At 52.2% G+C, this 15,216-nt stretch carries 21 protein-coding genes; 12 read left to right on the top strand and 9 right to left on the bottom strand.

Features of this window, described 5'->3' with window-relative positions; translation table 11 throughout:
* Positions 1–72 precede the first annotated feature (72 nt).
* Positions 73–291: a hypothetical protein gene (locus tag KTQ90_RS13715; RefSeq protein ID WP_369680849.1), complete on the top strand. Its 219-nt coding sequence runs from the start codon at positions 73–75 to the stop codon at positions 289–291.
* Positions 292–847: 556 nt separating this feature from the next.
* Here KTQ90_RS13715 and KTQ90_RS06175 read toward each other — a convergent pair.
* Positions 848–1,288 (bottom strand): hypothetical protein, encoded by a 441-nt coding sequence (locus tag KTQ90_RS06175; protein WP_217317622.1) that lies wholly within the window; start codon positions 1,286–1,288, stop codon positions 848–850.
* Positions 1,289–1,432: 144 nt separating this feature from the next.
* Between KTQ90_RS06175 and KTQ90_RS06170 the strand changes: the two genes are divergently transcribed.
* The 11 genes from KTQ90_RS06170 (at position 1,433) to KTQ90_RS06120 (ending at position 8,327) form a co-directional block, all read left to right on the top strand.
* The gene (locus KTQ90_RS06170) at positions 1,433–1,840 is read left to right on the top strand and encodes a hypothetical protein (RefSeq protein WP_217317621.1); all 408 of its coding nucleotides are present in this window, start codon (positions 1,433–1,435) and stop codon (positions 1,838–1,840) included.
* 186 nt (positions 1,841–2,026) lie between these two features.
* Positions 2,027–2,413, top strand: coding sequence for a hypothetical protein (locus KTQ90_RS06165; RefSeq protein WP_177900809.1), 387 nt, complete (start codon positions 2,027–2,029; stop codon positions 2,411–2,413).
* A gap of 38 nt (positions 2,414–2,451) precedes the next feature.
* A complete protein-coding gene (locus KTQ90_RS06160) occupies positions 2,452–4,542 on the top strand; it encodes a kinase (RefSeq protein ID WP_254359301.1) in 2,091 nt (696 codons plus the stop codon).
* Positions 4,543–4,562: 20 nt separating this feature from the next.
* Positions 4,563–5,423, top strand: a complete 861-nt coding sequence (locus tag KTQ90_RS06155) for an AAA family ATPase (RefSeq protein WP_217317620.1) — start codon at positions 4,563–4,565, stop codon at positions 5,421–5,423.
* Positions 5,424–5,450: 27 nt separating this feature from the next.
* Positions 5,451–6,080 (top strand): ATP-dependent serine protease, encoded by a 630-nt coding sequence (locus KTQ90_RS06150; protein WP_217317619.1) that lies wholly within the window; start codon positions 5,451–5,453, stop codon positions 6,078–6,080.
* Entirely contained in the window at positions 6,077–6,319 is a 243-nt protein-coding gene (locus tag KTQ90_RS06145) for a hypothetical protein (RefSeq protein WP_217317618.1), read from the top strand. The genes KTQ90_RS06150 and KTQ90_RS06145 overlap by 4 nt, the downstream gene beginning before the upstream one ends.
* Entirely contained in the window at positions 6,316–6,573 is a 258-nt protein-coding gene (locus KTQ90_RS06140; RefSeq protein WP_217317617.1) for a hypothetical protein, read from the top strand. Before KTQ90_RS06145 ends, KTQ90_RS06140 begins: the two co-directional genes overlap by 4 nt.
* Before the next feature lie 4 nt (positions 6,574–6,577).
* Positions 6,578–6,853, top strand: a complete 276-nt coding sequence (locus KTQ90_RS06135; RefSeq protein WP_217317616.1) for a hypothetical protein — start codon at positions 6,578–6,580, stop codon at positions 6,851–6,853.
* Positions 6,837–7,238 carry a hypothetical protein gene (locus tag KTQ90_RS06130; protein WP_217317615.1) on the top strand — a complete coding sequence of 134 codons (402 nt, stop codon included), beginning with the start codon at positions 6,837–6,839 and terminating at the stop codon, positions 7,236–7,238. Before KTQ90_RS06135 ends, KTQ90_RS06130 begins: the two co-directional genes overlap by 17 nt.
* Before the next feature lie 23 nt (positions 7,239–7,261).
* Positions 7,262–7,927 carry a DUF3164 family protein gene (locus KTQ90_RS06125; RefSeq protein WP_217317614.1) on the top strand — a complete coding sequence of 222 codons (666 nt, stop codon included), beginning with the start codon at positions 7,262–7,264 and terminating at the stop codon, positions 7,925–7,927.
* Positions 7,928–8,057: 130 nt separating this feature from the next.
* Positions 8,058–8,327, top strand: a complete 270-nt coding sequence (locus KTQ90_RS06120; RefSeq protein ID WP_217317613.1) for a transposase — start codon at positions 8,058–8,060, stop codon at positions 8,325–8,327.
* Here the strand turns inward: KTQ90_RS06120 and KTQ90_RS06115 are convergent.
* From KTQ90_RS06115 to KTQ90_RS06080, 8 genes are all read right to left on the bottom strand, one after another.
* Positions 8,310–8,771 (bottom strand): hypothetical protein, encoded by a 462-nt coding sequence (locus KTQ90_RS06115; protein WP_071122747.1) that lies wholly within the window; start codon positions 8,769–8,771, stop codon positions 8,310–8,312. The two genes, KTQ90_RS06120 and KTQ90_RS06115, sit on opposite strands and share 18 nt — an antisense overlap.
* 7 nt (positions 8,772–8,778) lie before the next feature.
* Positions 8,779–9,399 carry a phage virion morphogenesis family protein gene (locus tag KTQ90_RS06110; protein ID WP_217317612.1) on the bottom strand — a complete coding sequence of 207 codons (621 nt, stop codon included), beginning with the start codon at positions 9,397–9,399 and terminating at the stop codon, positions 8,779–8,781.
* A complete protein-coding gene (locus KTQ90_RS06105; protein WP_217317611.1) occupies positions 9,390–9,641 on the bottom strand; it encodes a hypothetical protein in 252 nt (83 codons plus the stop codon). The genes KTQ90_RS06110 and KTQ90_RS06105 overlap by 10 nt, the downstream gene beginning before the upstream one ends.
* Positions 9,642–9,753: 112 nt before the next feature.
* Positions 9,754–11,223: a phage head morphogenesis protein gene (locus KTQ90_RS06100; protein WP_369680848.1), complete on the bottom strand. Its 1,470-nt coding sequence runs from the start codon at positions 11,221–11,223 to the stop codon at positions 9,754–9,756.
* Positions 11,217–12,593 carry a phage portal protein family protein gene (locus KTQ90_RS06095; protein WP_217317610.1) on the bottom strand — a complete coding sequence of 459 codons (1,377 nt, stop codon included), beginning with the start codon at positions 12,591–12,593 and terminating at the stop codon, positions 11,217–11,219. Before KTQ90_RS06095 ends, KTQ90_RS06100 begins: the two co-directional genes overlap by 7 nt.
* Positions 12,594–12,615: 22 nt before the next feature.
* Complete coding sequence (locus KTQ90_RS06090) at positions 12,616–13,041, bottom strand: phage protein Gp36 family protein (RefSeq protein ID WP_217317609.1); 426 nt, start codon at positions 13,039–13,041, stop codon at positions 12,616–12,618.
* Between the two features lie 18 nt (positions 13,042–13,059).
* Positions 13,060–14,592 (bottom strand): hypothetical protein, encoded by a 1,533-nt coding sequence (locus KTQ90_RS06085; protein ID WP_071122752.1) that lies wholly within the window; start codon positions 14,590–14,592, stop codon positions 13,060–13,062.
* A gap of 6 nt (positions 14,593–14,598) precedes the next feature.
* On the bottom strand, positions 14,599–15,042 hold the full coding sequence (locus KTQ90_RS06080; protein WP_071122753.1) for a helix-turn-helix domain-containing protein: 444 nt from the start codon (positions 15,040–15,042) through the stop codon (positions 14,599–14,601).
* Between the last annotated feature and the right edge of the window lie 174 nt (positions 15,043–15,216).

Raw genomic sequence — 15,216 nt, 5'->3', positions numbered from 1 at the left:
TAAATGGAAACAAAAAAATATCGCTCAAGAATAAAAACTTGAGCGATATTTTTTTGACGTGTATATACTAGCATCGCGGATACGCTTACTTTGATACATGGGCGGAAGAACTACTACTTCGGCTCAATATCGGCGATTTATACGGTTTTGACAGAGGATGAGGTGGGTATAAAGAAAAGCTCGCTGCTACACGCCGGACTGGCTGACGGAGGCGTAATACTCAATAAAAAGGCGATGATCCGGCAGGGAGAGTTGATAAGAGGACCCAGAGCGGACAAAGAGCAGGAATAAGGATGGCTTAAACGGCTAAAACGTTGATATAAAGGCATTTGAACGGCTTGAACACTGATTTGAACAGTGGTCAAGCCGTTTTTGTGTTTTGGAGGCTATTGAGATTGGTGAAAATGGGCGTTTTTCGGGTTTGGGGTGACACTTGGGGTGACGTTTGGTGTGACAAGGAAAAACGAAATGTTATACTTGGTGTGACATTTGGAGTGACAGTTTTAACATTGAAAACAAGTGATTGACCCCCTATATAACTCCGAATAAATTGTGATTGATGTCATTTTCGGGCGTTTAGTGGGTGGGGATAATCCCACGTTTTGACATGTTATAAACCTTTACGGAATGTCGGGAACGCCCTGTTTATTGGGGTTTTGGCTGCTTTGCTACCCTATTATACCTATGTATGTGCGTGCGCGACACGTTTTGCGGTGTGGAGCGTGTGCGTGATGCGTGTGGTGTGTGTCTCAAAAGATGGGGCACCACTCCAAACGGGGGGCTAATGGCATTGGAGGGGTATACGTATGGTGTTACGGCTTACCACCTATGATAACATGAAATGGGTTTACCCTGCACTTGCAATATTTGAAGTGTCGGCATCCGATACATGCTTTTCTTTTTCGATAGACAGTTGCTTTATGGTTTCTTTGAGACGTCCAATTTCCTCTGCTTGTTGTATGATTTTAGCATCTTTGCTTTGTATGTATGGTTCTAATTGACCAAAGAATGTGGCAATGCTTGTCTCTGTCGTTGCAAGAATAGGATTTCCTGGTTCAGAATTAGGTAAGGTGTCACTCCCTAAGCCAGTGAGAAGCCACATTGCGTTTACATCGTAAGAAATCACGATTTTTTCTAAAACGTCAGCTTTGGGTATGACTCCCTTTATATAACCTCTTATATTAGCTTCACTAACGCCTAATTTCTGGGCGAATACTGTATTTTTTCCACCTGCTTTAATATCAACGAGGTGCTTGATTCTTTCGTGAATTGTCCCGTTATGTGCCATAATTCTAAATTTAATCGAAATAAATCCCGATTTTTCTTTTGTAATTCGTGAGAAATCACTATCTTTGCAGCGTGTTTAAGATTAAACGCGCGGCCAAAGATAGTGAAAAAGGCCGAGAATTACAAATTTTAGCAATTAAAGAATATGAACGATAAGGAATTTGCATTGAATGCGGCGATGAACAGAATGCGCAAGAAGTTGAACCACCTGACGGGTGACATTGAAAGTTGGAAAGAGGACATGGTGAATGACTATGCAGAGTTTTTCCGCTGGCATGCGGACGATCTGTATGAAGCAATGGCCGCAAAGGCGATACTGGAGCCTGTGTATGAGACGGCCAAGGAGCTTGGTCTTGCGGCACTTGAGGAGTCTTTGCGCCACAATATAGAACACCTGACAGACGACCTGGTGTATGGTGATTTAGAGCGTCAGAGCACAGGCAAGATGAGCAACATGGCATACGGACTGGAGCTGAAGGCGAAACAGAAGATGATACAGTTCTTCAGTGCAGTTCAGACGGTAATAGCCGAGGGTAAGAAGATTGAAGGATAACACGGAAGTCCCAAAGGCTGCACTGGATAGTCAGCCGCCGCACTGGATAGTCGGCAGGGGCGGCCTCGGATGACGGCGGGAAAGACCGCGGGAGTGGCAGGTTTGCCATGCGCTGGATAGCCATGTGGGGTTCGACTCCCCTACACTCCACGAACAAAAGTAATAACGAACTAAAAACAGAGGACAATGAAAAGAGTGATAACAGTAACCCGCTCCCAGCGGGAGTTTTTGGCAAAGGCCTTCGGCGTGACGAAGGAGATGGTGAGCTACGCATTGAACTTTCACCCGGTGAAGGGTCAGAGCGACCTGGCAAAGAAGATACGCTGCCTTGCCATTCAGCGTGGCGGTTTTGAGCTTGTTACGGCTCCTGCGAGCGAGGTGGTGCATGACGCAGACAACATGATGCGCCAGCACTTCGAGAACGGCTGGATGTGGGAAGGCGACAAGAACACGGGCGTACTGGAGTTGAAGGACGAGAAAGGCGACGTGGTGGAACGCATCGAGCACGCCCTGCTGACAGACATCAAGACCGTGCAGGAGAAGGTGGAAGCCATGTGCTGCGCCACTATGTAAGGAGAGAACCGCAAGAAGGAAAACAAAGATAAAAGGAAATGGAGTACTACAACAAGATATTGTGCGTGACGTTTGCCGAGCTGACCGGTGGTGTTGAGCCGGTGATGAAGGCGAGCACCTTGCGTCAGAACGTATGCAGGAGCAACATTGCTTGTGCGAGGCGTGGCGGCGGCGAGGGGACTCAGGCACTGTATGTGTGGAGCAGTATTCCGGAGAAGTACAGACGGCGGTTTGTGGCGACATACGGCGACCCAGAAGAAAAGATGCGAGAGGCTATGACGAAGGCAAGCATAAAGATAGATGCGAAGGCGCGTGAGTATTACGAATCCTACACCTATATGGACAAGGACGGGCAGGAACGCCACCTGACGGAGAAGATGATAGAGGAATATACCATCAACGCCTCGGTGCTTGGCGAGTTGGAGAAGATGGCGGCAAGACGCCAGGCCATCCGCAGCAGTCTGAATGCTCCGATGTCGGGTGCGTGGGACTTGATACTTGACAGTTCGGAACGTATGCGCGAGAGCTACGGCCACACGCTCCCTGGCACATTGGCGCGACTGAAGACGCGACTGAAGGCTTGGAAGTCCGATGGCTACCAGAGCGTGGTGAGCGGCAAGCTGGGCAACTCTTCGGCACTGAAGATAACCGGTGACTTTCTGAAACTGATTGTGGCTTTGAAGCGCAGCAAGGTGCCGGTGTACACCGACGCGCAGCTGTTTGAGAAGGCAAACGAGATAGCCGAGGAAAGAGGCTGGAAGCCGATAAGAAGCCTAAGCGGTATGAAGAAATGGCTGAACAGCCCGTCGGTTGAGCCTTTATGGTATGATGCCGTATATGGCGAGCAGGCAGCCCGTCAGCGTTACGGCAGAAAGCACAAGACGGCACTTCCGACACGCAGGGACACGCTATGGTATGGTGACGGCACGAAGCTGAACCTTTACTATAGGGACGAGCAGGGCAAGGTGCGGACGACCCAGGTGTATGAAGTGATCGACGCAATGAGCGAGGTGCTTCTGGGCTACTGCATCAGCGACACAGAGGACTATGAGGCCCAATACCACGCCTACCGCATGGCAATCCAGAAGAGCGGACACAAGCCTTATGAGATTGTTTATGACAACCAGGGCGGCCACAAGAAGCTGGACTCGGACGGCTTTATCGGGAAGATCTGCCGCGTACACAGACCGACACAGCCCTACAACGGCGAGTCGAAGACGATAGAGAGCGTGTTCGGACGGTTTCAGGCTCAGGTGCTGCACAAGGACTGGCGTTTCACGGGTCAGAACGTGACGGCGAAGAAGGCGTCGAGCCGCCCGAACGTGGAGTTTATCGAAGCCAACAAGGACAGTCTGTACACTCTGGAGGAGCTGAAAGATGCCTATGCCGCAGCCCGTAAGGAATGGAACGAGGGTGTGCACCCTGCCACCGGCGAGCGTAGGATAGACATGTATGAGAAGAGCGTGAACGAGGAAACCCAGGAAGTGACGCTGCACGACATGGTGGACATGTTCTGGGTGTTTACGAAACGCATGGCGACGTTCACGGACCAGGGCCTGCAGGTGACGGTGAAGGGCGAGAAGCGGCAGTACGAAGTGTGCTCATCGCCTGGCGTACCCGACCACGAGTGGCGAAGGAAGCACACCTACGAGCGTTTCATCGTGGCTTACGACCCTTACGACTTTGCAAGCATCAGACTCTATACAAAAGGAACAGACGGCTCGCTGCGCTTTGAGCGGACGGCAGAACCCTACATACTGATACACCGCGCCCTGCAAGACCAGCAGGGGACGGACGATGCGAAGTTTATCCGCCAGGAGCAGGAAGCCAACCTTCAGGACCGCATAGAGCGGACGGTAGCCGGCCGGACGATAGCCGCCGAGCATGGCACGGACGCGGAGCAGCAGGGTCTGCACAGTCCGAAGCTGAAGGGCACGACGGCAGCCGTGCAGCGGCAGATAGACCACCGCATGGAGCGTTACTCGCAGCCGCCTGAGCAGTACCAGCTCGGAAGACACACGAAATCGCTGAGCCTTGATGACTGGCTGGACGTGATGGAGGGCGGTGATGATGGCGACACGCCGAGAATACCGCTTCCGATGGAGAAGAAGATAGCATCAAAACTGTAGAATCAATAAAAACAAACGATATGAACGAGAAACAGAAAGAACAGATACGCGAGGCCCTGCGCCTCTATGTGATGAAATATCCGAGCCAAAACAAGGCAGCAGCCAGTCTGGACGGTACGAGTGCGGGCACGGTAAGCTCGGTGCTGAGCGGCAAGTGGGAGAACATCAGCGACGACATGTGGCGAAAGATAGCCTCTCAGGTGGGAACCGCCACCCCAGGTGCCTGGCAGATGGTGGAGACCACGGCAGCAAAGGAGATGGCCTATGCGATGACTGACGCCCAGGAATGGAAGAACGTGACCTGGGTGGTGGGCGAAGCCGGATGCGGCAAGACCACGGCAGCGCGGCTTTACGAGCGTGAGCACAGCGGTGCCTACTACGTTCTGTGCTCGGAAGACATGAAGCGCAGCGACTTTATCCGCGACATTGCGAAGAAGATAGGCTTGAGGACTGACGGCATGACGATAAGAGACATGCTTGACGCGATCATCGGCGCGCTGATACAGACGGCGCACCCGGTGCTGCTGTTCGATGAAGCTGACAAGCTGACGGAAAGGGTGTTCCACTACTTCATAGACCTGTATAACAGGCTTGAGGACAAATGCGGCATCGTGTTTTTCTCGACCTCTTATATCAAGCGCAGGATGAAGATGGGACTGCGTTATGACAAGAAAGGCTATAACGAGATACACTCCAGGATAGGACGCAAGTTCTTCGAGCTGGAGCAGACAAGTCCGAACGACGTTTATGCGATCTGCGTGGCGAACGGACTGACCGACCGCAAGAAGATAGCTGAGGTGGTGAAGGACGCTGAGCAGTATGACTTCGACCTGCGGAGGGTGAAGAAAGGTGTACACAGAGTGAAGCAGATGGACGCTTGAACGGTGTTCAAATAACATTCAAACGATATGAAAAGAGCGATAAGCGTGAGCGAGCTGCTTGCGATGAAGAAGCAGACCTACAAACTGAGCGACGAGTGGCGCGAGGCGTTTGGCGAGCCTGAGCGGAACGGTGTGTGGTTCGTGTGGGGTCGAAGCGGAAGCGGCAAGACGAGTTTCGTGCTGAAGCTGTGCAAGGAACTATGCCGATTCGGGAGAGTGGCTTATGACAGTCTGGAGGAAGGTTCGAGCCTGACGATGAAGAATGCCTTTATACGAGCCGGGATGCAGGACGTGGCACGCCGAATGGTGCTGTTGGATGCCGAGAGCATGGAGGACCTTGACAAGCGGCTGTCGAAAAGGAAAAGCCCCAACACGGTGGTGATAGACTCCTACCAATATACGGGCATGAGCTTTGAGGACTATCGGGCTTTCAAGGCTCGGCATCCCAACAAGCTGCTCGTCATCATCAGCCAGGCCGAGGGCACACGCCCGAAGGGGCGTACAGCGTCGAGCGTGATGTTTGATGCCTCGCTGAAGATATGGGTGGAGGGATATAGAGCCATATCGAAGGGGCGATATTTCGGGGACAAGGGCTACTACACCATCTGGGCGGAGCGAGCTGAAGAATATTGGACCAATAACGACAAGAAGCAATGAGTAAGGACATGAACGACTACCGGCAGGGTGACACGATATATATCCTGCTGAAGAAGAGCCAGGCGGAGAGCGTGATGGACGAATGGCTGGAGGGTAACTGGCAATGTGACCTGACGGCACACCGCAGCCAAAAGAACAAAGGGTGTGTGGTGCTGGAAACTACCGACCTGATGTTTGCGACACGGATTATCCAGTGGCACACTTATGAGAGAGTAACATATAAACGCGAGAAACAATGAGCAGTAAGCATCGAATGATATGGCTGACGCCACCAGTTTACGGCAGCAAGGAAGAACGGATCGAGAGCCGAGGATATACTTGCGAATACTGTCATGGCAACGGAGGCTTTGCTGGTGACCGGAGCAGCCCGAACGACAGCGAATGGAAGATTTGCCCCGTATGTGAGGGCAGCGGCAAGATGGACGCCGAAGTGACCATCAAGTGGAAACCCAACAAACGAGAAAATGACAAACAAAGAACCCATAAATATTGACACAATGAAAGTTTTAGATGAGTTGAAAGCGTGGCTGAATGCAGAGCGCAAGGCCCGCAACGAGAAAAAGGCTGCGAAGAAAGCAGCAGCTTTGGTTAGAGAGAGCGAAGCGATAGTTCAGGCTCGCGAGTTCAGCGGTGAGGTGTACGTGTGTTTCAACAACGTGCCTATACTGCCAGCCGACGGGCTGACCTGGGACGTGCCGACGACACTTGCCGTGGCGAGGGAGGCGTGGCTGAAATGGAAAGAAAAGGAGGCAGAGCATGAACCACATCGATAACTACGGGAAGTTCTACAAGCTGCTGAAGCTGCTTCCCGGCGCAGACAAGGAGACCTTGGTGCGTCAGTTTACCAACGAGAGAACCGAGCACCTGCGGCAGATGACCCAGACGGAGTATGAACTGATGTGCAAGGAAATGGAACGTGTGGCGGGCTACGACGAACGGCGTGCCGCCCAGCTGAAGGAGAAGCGCAAGGCGCGTAGCGGCGTGCTGCACCAGATGCAGCTGTGGGGTGTGAACACGGCAGACTGGAAAGCCGTGGACCGCTTCTGCAAGGACAAACGGATAGCGGGCAAGGCTTTCCGCTTCCTGGACAGCGTGGAACTGTCAGACCTGAACACGAAACTGCGTGCCATGAACCGCAAGAAGAAAGAAAACGAGTAATGAACCCATAAAAAGAAAAGACAATGGAAACAAAGAACGAGACAGTGGACCCCTTGAAGGGTATGACAAAGGAGCAGCGTGCCGAACTGTTAGCACGGCTGCAGACCGAGGCCAAGAACGACCGCATGGCGAAGCGCGAGAGCTACGAGGCGCTGCGTGGGCAGTTTATGCATGACGTTCTGGGCAGAGTGGAGAACTTGGAGAGCGAGGTTTCGGGCTTCAAGAAATGGCTTGACGACGAGGTGACGGCTTTCACGAAACTCATGCGCGAGTATGGCGCTGTGAAGAACGAGAGCCAGCAGAGCTACACGATCACTGACGGAGACTTCAAACTTGAGGTGAAGTTTAACAAGGTGAAGGGCTTTGACGAGCGTGCAGACCTTGCAGCCGAGCGCCTTGTAGACTACCTGAAACGCTACATGGAGGCGAGCGAGAAGGGCGTGGAGGACCCGATGTATCAGATGGCGATGACGCTTCTGGAGCGCAACAAGACGGGCGACCTGGACTACAAGAGCATCTCGAAGCTTTATGAGCTGGAGGACCGCTTTGACGAGGAGTATGCAGAAATCATGCGTCTGTTCAAGGAAGCCAATGTGGTGCAGGCCACGGCGACGAACTACTACTTCTCTAAGCGCAATCCGGAGAACGGTGTGTGGAGCCGCATAGAGCCGAGCTTCTGCCGATTGTGATGATGTGCTGGGTCTTTTTGAGCCTTTCTGAGCCTTTGGAGGGCGCAAGATGAATAAAGCCACCTAAATATGAGCGATTTAGGTGGCTTTTTGCTTGCGGTTTAAGGGAAAATGTTTATTTTTGCAGACTATGAAAAAAGGAAGGAATAAAGAGCTGATAAAGCTGAGGGACGAGGCTCTGTACCGCCGTTACTATTACTGGACGGAGGTGCAGCGCCTACGTTTTGATGATGCCCTGAAGCTTCTTTCAGAACGTGAGTTCTTTATTTCGGAAGAGCGCATCATGAGCATCATCAGACGCAAATGCAGGGAGGGCAGTATGGTAAACGTGAAACCCCTGCCGAAGGTGAAAGTTCCTCGGCTTACCGCGAGCCAGCTGGAGCTATTCCCGACGCTGTGAGAGAAGAGCAGACTCGTCGTGGATGGTGAACGAAAAGATGTACTCATAGACCTTTATGCCACCGGGCATAGAATAGAAACGCGACTTGGTGCGTATCATCGGCGACATATATCCGAATGGGCGGAAACACTGCAATGCGGTGTAGAGGCTGTTTGCCATTTGCAAACGCTCTGCCACCTTTGACTCGGTTCCCGATCCGTAGTGCGTGTCGTCATAGCAATCGACGGCGAGACGTACAGAGAACTGCACCTGCCCCTTCTGGGCTCCCATGCCGACATTAGTCCAATCGGCTTCGAGATTGCCTATGAGGACGCACGGAAAGGTGACCGGGTAGGCATCTTCCTCAATGCCAGCCTCCAACTGACCACAGTCTTCGTCAACGAGTGAGAGACCGGTCATTTTGTTAGTGATGAGTTCGATAATGAGTTTGAACAATTCTTCCATAATGATTTTATTTTTCTGAGTTTAATATCTTGATAATTTCCTGTTTTGTGCGTTCGTGTATCATGTCCTGCAGCTCGCGGCTATCTCCGAGGAACTGTCGCTGTGGGATATGTACGGAGAGTTTCTTCTTTTTTGTGAGAGCGAGGGCACGCCACTTCTGTGCACGTGGATTTGCAGCAGCCTCGTCGGTACGCTTCTTTTTGCTTTTCTTGGAGGCGTTTCGCTTGATGCCCGCCTCGCGATAGAACATGGCCCATGCAAAGCGTCGCATCTTAGGTGTGACAGAGGGGTGGAGTGTTCCTCCCCAGTTGTGTATGGGAGCATATAGCAGGTCGTTTGCCACCCTAACGCGATAGTCTGACGGCGTATACTTTATGGATGCGAACAGATGGTTGCGTGAGGAAAGGAGCGGTCCATAGCGCGACGCTGCCGTCTTGCCCCCTGCGAGCTGTCTCCCGGTAGTTTGCCAATGGTGCACCCCACCATTGACAAAGGCACTGATGCGGAAACTGTTCTGAAAGAAGTCCTTTGCCATGCGCCCTGCAATGACGGGCAAGCGCCTACGCATAAGATGGTCGATTTGCTTGCTATGCGATTTTAGTTGTTTTGAGAAATCCTTTAGTTCCATACCATTGGGAATAAGACGTAAAACATGAGTGCTGCGATGCTGCCGCCGAGAACGGTGCAGAGCCAGTCTGTCCAGTCCCAGAGGTTGCCATTTAGGCGGTCTTTTAGCTCAAGGCACGATGCAGCGACGGCTGCGGCATATATGGCAGCATAGAAAGAACCGGCAAGTGTGGCGACGATGAAGCCGCCGATGAGATGCTTGTATCGGTTTGACGCTGCGAAAAAAGAGAAAAATTTGTTCATAACGCTTGTTTATTAAATTATTATTGTTATCTTTGCGGTGACTTAGAAATAAGTTATGTGTGTTTCGGCACGCATCCAGCGCCGGGGTGTTCCTTGAGAGACCCGGCTTTTTTCATATTTCATAGTGAAGCAACTCGTTTCTACCCTTTATGACACAATAGATATGCTTCAAATCCTTATCAAGCAGATTCCCGTCAAAATTCCGATAGAACTTGAAATAGTTGATGGATTTTTTCATTTTTGTCTCATCAAACAGGTTTGGATCATGGAAATACAGACAAAGAGCATCCGCTTTCTCCTCGACGTCGCTTCTGCTGTTGTATCGGCGTAACTGATCATTCTTTTTAACAAATATATTTGAGTACCATCCACGTCCAGTAACCGAGCGTATGTCCATATATTTGTCATCCATAACCATATCGAGAGCCGCTAATTGCTGTCCATTTTTCTTTTTTGTCTCATTACAGAAGATAGCTTTGTGTCCCATTGAGAACAGTTGATTTTGACATTCATTTTCCAGGTCGGAAGAAGTAAGTCCGCCAAAGAACCTTTGTGCGTGTTCGCCCTCATGAGTTATATGACCAATATGTGCGGCTTTGAGTCCACCAGTACGTTTGTCGAAAACAACATCTTTGTATTCTGGGTCGTGAAGCAAGCGTTTGTATTCAACCCTATTAGCTTTTAATTTCTCCTTATCTGGCTTATCTGATTTGCATAACGAGTCTAAACAGTTGTTGATGTACGGGCAGTTGTAGCAGTCTTTAGCCTTGTTGTTGAACAAATGGCTCAGCTTGTCCCTGAAGCCCGGTTTATAGAAACTGCATGAGCTGCATGACTTGGGGAAATACGGATGCGACTGTGCGAACACAGCCCCGTCAGTTCCTGAATTGGAATCGAGTCCTGGTTGCGGATTGCTCAGCGCGTCGTTTAGTGGCGTGGCTGTACATGGTTCGTCGGTGGATGTAAGCGAGCATTTGCAGTTCCATCGGTCGCCCGGTCGGTGTTCGTTCCAGAACGGGTCGTTGATGGGTCGGACCGTGTTCCAAAAGAGCTGATGGTCGGCGCCCGGATTGGGCGATGTGGATGGTATCCATTTGAGGTTGGGCAGTACGTCTGCCTCCCGTAGGAACTGTTGCCAGTCGGCTGCCTGGTGTGCCCGAATAACCGCCGTGTCGTATTCGGTGCGCAGCCATGCCCCACACTGATGCGAGGCGATGGGCAGAACATCGTTTGCCCACTGATTGAACGGCTTTAAATCGCCGTTTGAATCGGTGAGAAGTCTTGCCATATCAGACTGCATACGGTGGACCTTGAAGGCAGAGAAGACCTCGTTGGAATGGCGGAGCGCCTGTCGGAAGTCGTCATCCAGGTCGGGTACATCGGCTGCAGCCATGCCCTGGGCTGTAGCCTGATTGAAACTGCGTAGGATGGCACGGAACAGTTCGGGCGAAAGGTCGGTGGGAGACTGCGCCTTGCCCCGACGGTAAATGTCGTGGAGAATCTGCGCGATGAAGTCGTCTGAGAATTCCATGGACGCAGCCACATCATCGGCCTTGACCTGGTAGAGATTGTTGACTACCACTCTAAATCCGCCCCGCCCGGTTGCGGGGCTTTTGCGAAAAAAGAGCGCAGCCAGTTTTTGAAAGACTTTTTTTGTTTGGGCGACGGTTCGGAGTTCTTTTTGTCGTCGCTGTTTTCGGGTTCGTCATCATCATCGGCAGGCAACTGCTGATTGGCAATGGAGGCAAGCGCCTCCTTTTTTTGTTGCTGTTCGGCTTTCAGTTTGTCGTAATCGGCAGGTTTTTCGACACCGAACTCCTCATAGAGATAGTCGTCGGAGACAGGCAGCTGAAAGTTGGTGCGCAGCTGCGTGAGTATGTTCATCTTTGTGGAAGGGTCGATGTCCTTCTGCTCGGGGAAACAGAACTCTCCGCCAAAGGTGTTGATGCCCATGCGCTGGAATATGTCCGTCATGTCGTAATTGAGCACATCGAGGATGTATCGTCGGTCGGCCTGCGCCACTCGGTCCTCCACCTTCTTATGTACCGTGCCGAGCGCCTGCGTTCCGTTTTCTGAGGACTCGGTGGTGAGCGTGTTTCCGAGTATGAGCTTTGAAATCTCGTTGTTGCAGCGCTCGCAGAATCTCTCGTAGACATCTGCCGACCCCGTCTTGTTGCCCGCCTCAACGAGGTTTAGCGTGGTGTCCTTGCCATGCACGAAAACTGCGAGCGAGCCGGCATTGTATGCATCGTCGATGGCTCGCTGTCGTGAGTCCTCGTCATCGGTCTCGTAAGTGTACTCCTGAATGGGCATGCCAAAGACCTCGGAGAACTGTGACCAGTCGCCCGTGGTGTTGCGCTTGTATATGACCCATGGTGCAGCCTTGGCGAGGAGTCCGAGGTCAGAAGGCGATCCGATGAAAAGCAGGTCGGGGTATTCGTCCCATGAGGTGCCGGTGATGTCGGTCTGGTGTCGCAGTATGAGTCGGCGCACAGGGTCGGCGTGCTTTCTTGGGATGAGGTCGTAATCGACCCATTCGCCCTGGCGATAGAACTGGCAGAGGGAAAAGCCCCACATCTTGGCATCTATAATGTCGGTGACGAGTCGTGAGAACCATGGTGACTTAATCTGCTCGTTGACCGCCTCGTCGGGCTTGCCGTCTCTCCAGAACTCGATGTCGGCACATAGTACGGCATTGCGTCGCTTCTCGATGACGCAGGAGAGGTGTGTGTCCATGAGTATGTCAGAGTAAAGGTCGTAGAGTTTGTATCGTCGCGAGAAATCGACATCCTCTGCCGCCCGGACAGCCGAAGTGAAGTCGGCTATGTCGATGCCGAAGCGCTTTGGCTGCGTGAGCACAATGACATTGGGGCGCTGCTGTCCCTGCTGCGGAATGTTTCCGCCAATGGTGATTTTGCCCTTTGGGGCTTTGCTATACTTTCGTTTTGTCATAATCAGAATTTTTAATTGTCAGTTACCAGTGATTGACCCGTTTGGGGTTGCTTTTCAAGCGGAATGGCGCATGTGCAGCACGCACCTCCTCGGGCAGTAGCGGTGCCCCCTGGATGGAGATGTCCTCTGCGGCGACCGCCTTCATCCACTCGACTGCCCGGTCGTAGCGGTCCTTGCGCAACTGTGAGAGTTTCTGCGGGTTGTGAATACAGAAGATGTGGTATACGGCGATGTCTATGACCATCATGAGTACGAGCTGGAGTCGATCGGCCCCAGTGGCCGCGAAGATACTGTCGCAGTCGTATCGTTTGGAGAGATAGCACCTCATTTCGGCGATGGCCCGATCCTCACAAATCTCGATGACCGATTCGTCGGCTCTGGTGAGCGCATCGAGAATCTCTCGGTGAATGGAGGCATCGTAGTCGGAAAGTTGTACGAATTGGCTCATATATACATTGTTTAGAATTTATAATCTTCGTTTGTTGCGTGTGCGTATGTCGGCACGCGAGCGTGTGACCGGTGGTTCTGCCCTGTGCTGAATTTCGTCGATGATGCGATTGCCGCCCTCAACGGCATCAGGACCGTCGGCCGGATAGCGTAGGGAGAGAGTGAAGAGCGTGAACTGGTCGAGGAGTTCCTTCATGTGTGGATTGTCGCGTTCCGCCTCGTTGAGTATGAGATTGCCGGCACGATTCATGGGCTCCAGATTGGCCTCGATGCGTGTTGCCTTGTCGGTTTTCTTCTCCTCGTCTCCTCGAATGTAGAGCTGTACGCCCTGCTCGCGTCGCACCTTGGCGACGAGCGGCTTAAATACCTGCTGAAAGAACGGGTCCTGAAGTTTGTTGTTCTCCATGTAGCAATAGACCGGAGCACGACCTCCGACAAATGCGAGCAGCTGCACATACCAGTCGATGAACTCGGCATTGAGCGCCTGAGCCAAAAACGTCTTTATGACGTACAGCTTGCCGGAGAGCTTGCCGAGGAGTGAGACCGTCTTGAACGACTTGCCTTTTTTGCCCTTGCCTTCGCCCGGAGCGGGGTCGCCGTAAGCCACGAGGAACTTGAACTTGGAGAGCGGCGGCACCTTTCCGAAAGCCATCTCGGAGAATATCTCGCCCTCTGAGATGGGGTTGTTGAAGTACTCGCCCTGCGCTGACTTCTTGGAAATCTTGGCGAGAACACGGTCGATGTGCTCCTCAGAGTTTTTCTCGGGCCATGTGGAGTGTCCGTCCTTGTCGCGGATATTAACGATGTCCCAATGGTCGGCCATTGCTCCTGCGCGGACGACACAGCAGTCCTTGGCGATGATGTTGCCGCAGAAGAGCACCAGTGTAGGCTCAGAGACAGAGCGCGTTGGGTAAAGCGCCTTCTCCCACCAGTCCCATCGTTTCTGTATGATGTCGGGATTGAGCGTGTCCTGGTCTGTGTCGAAGTCATCGACAATCAACACATCCGGGCGTACGGCATCCTTTCGGGAGCCACGTGGCGACTGTCCTGCACCGAGTGCCCGGAATGCCACGCCCTGCTTGGTGATGAACTCGTCCTCCGTCCATGAGCCGAGCGACTGCTGCTTTCCGTAGTAGGCGATGATGCGCCCGTTGGCCTCGAGGTTGGCCCGGAACGGGTCGAGCAGGCGGACGGCATTGTCGAATGAATTGGATGTGAGTATGACATTTCGTTTAAGCCCTGTGAGTGTGAGGTACATGATGCAGAACATGGCACAAGTGGACTTGGCGAGCTCTCGGCTCCATGAGATTACCTCGAACCACTCGGGATTGGAGAGAATGCGTCGTATGGCCCTTTTCTGAAAAGGTGCGAACTCATACTGTGCGAAGTTCGGGAAAAAGAATTTTATCCATTCGAGCGGGCGTGCTTCAAGCCATGCACGGTGCTTCTGTATTTCGGCCTGTGACATGGAGCGATCGACGGGCGTTGCGCGCGCGATGTTGTCCTTGAACTTTTCCCAGTTTTGTAGTGCTATACGGTCAGTCTGTTTCATACGCTGTTAGAGTTTGTCCTTGATGTAAGCGTCGAAAAGCGAGGTTAGCTCCTTTGCCTTGTCGAGGTCGGATGGTCGCATCCACTCGATGACATCAGTGAGCACAGCGATGCGGTCGGCGATGCCCACCTCTTGCTCCATGTTTCGTATTGCGGATGTGAGCTTCACGATAGTGTCAGCCTGCTTAGCATCAGGGTATCGTTGTCCCTCTGGTTTGAGCTGTATTGCGTTGTTGACTTCGGCTACCTGACGATAGAGGCTTTGTACCTGCTCACGTCGTGTGAGCGTGAGTCCGACCTTCTGTTCCTCCCATTTGCCGCCGCGGCACCAGTTTGAGACTGTGACGCGTGACACTCCCACACGGTCGGCAATCTCCTGCTGTGTGAGGTTTTCTCGGAGATAAAGCGTGCGAGCCCACTCTTTTTTCTGTGTATTGGTTAAATCTGCCATTGAAAAATCTGTTTATAATGTGAATAAATGCAGTGCAAAATTACCGTGAAAAGGAGTGAATCCGAGCGAGTGAAAAGCATGATGACAAGTTGCGGCGTTATGATGCCGGCATAACGTTTCATGATAAAACAGGGGGTATGGAATGAGGTTGGAAAGCCATTAACTTTGCAACCG

Source organism: Leyella stercorea (assembly GCF_019052365.1).
In the GTDB taxonomy this organism is placed as follows: Bacteria; Bacteroidota; Bacteroidia; order Bacteroidales; family Bacteroidaceae; genus Prevotella.
Note: the sequence above shows the minus strand (reverse complement) of the source record. Positions and strands in the feature narration are given on the sequence as shown.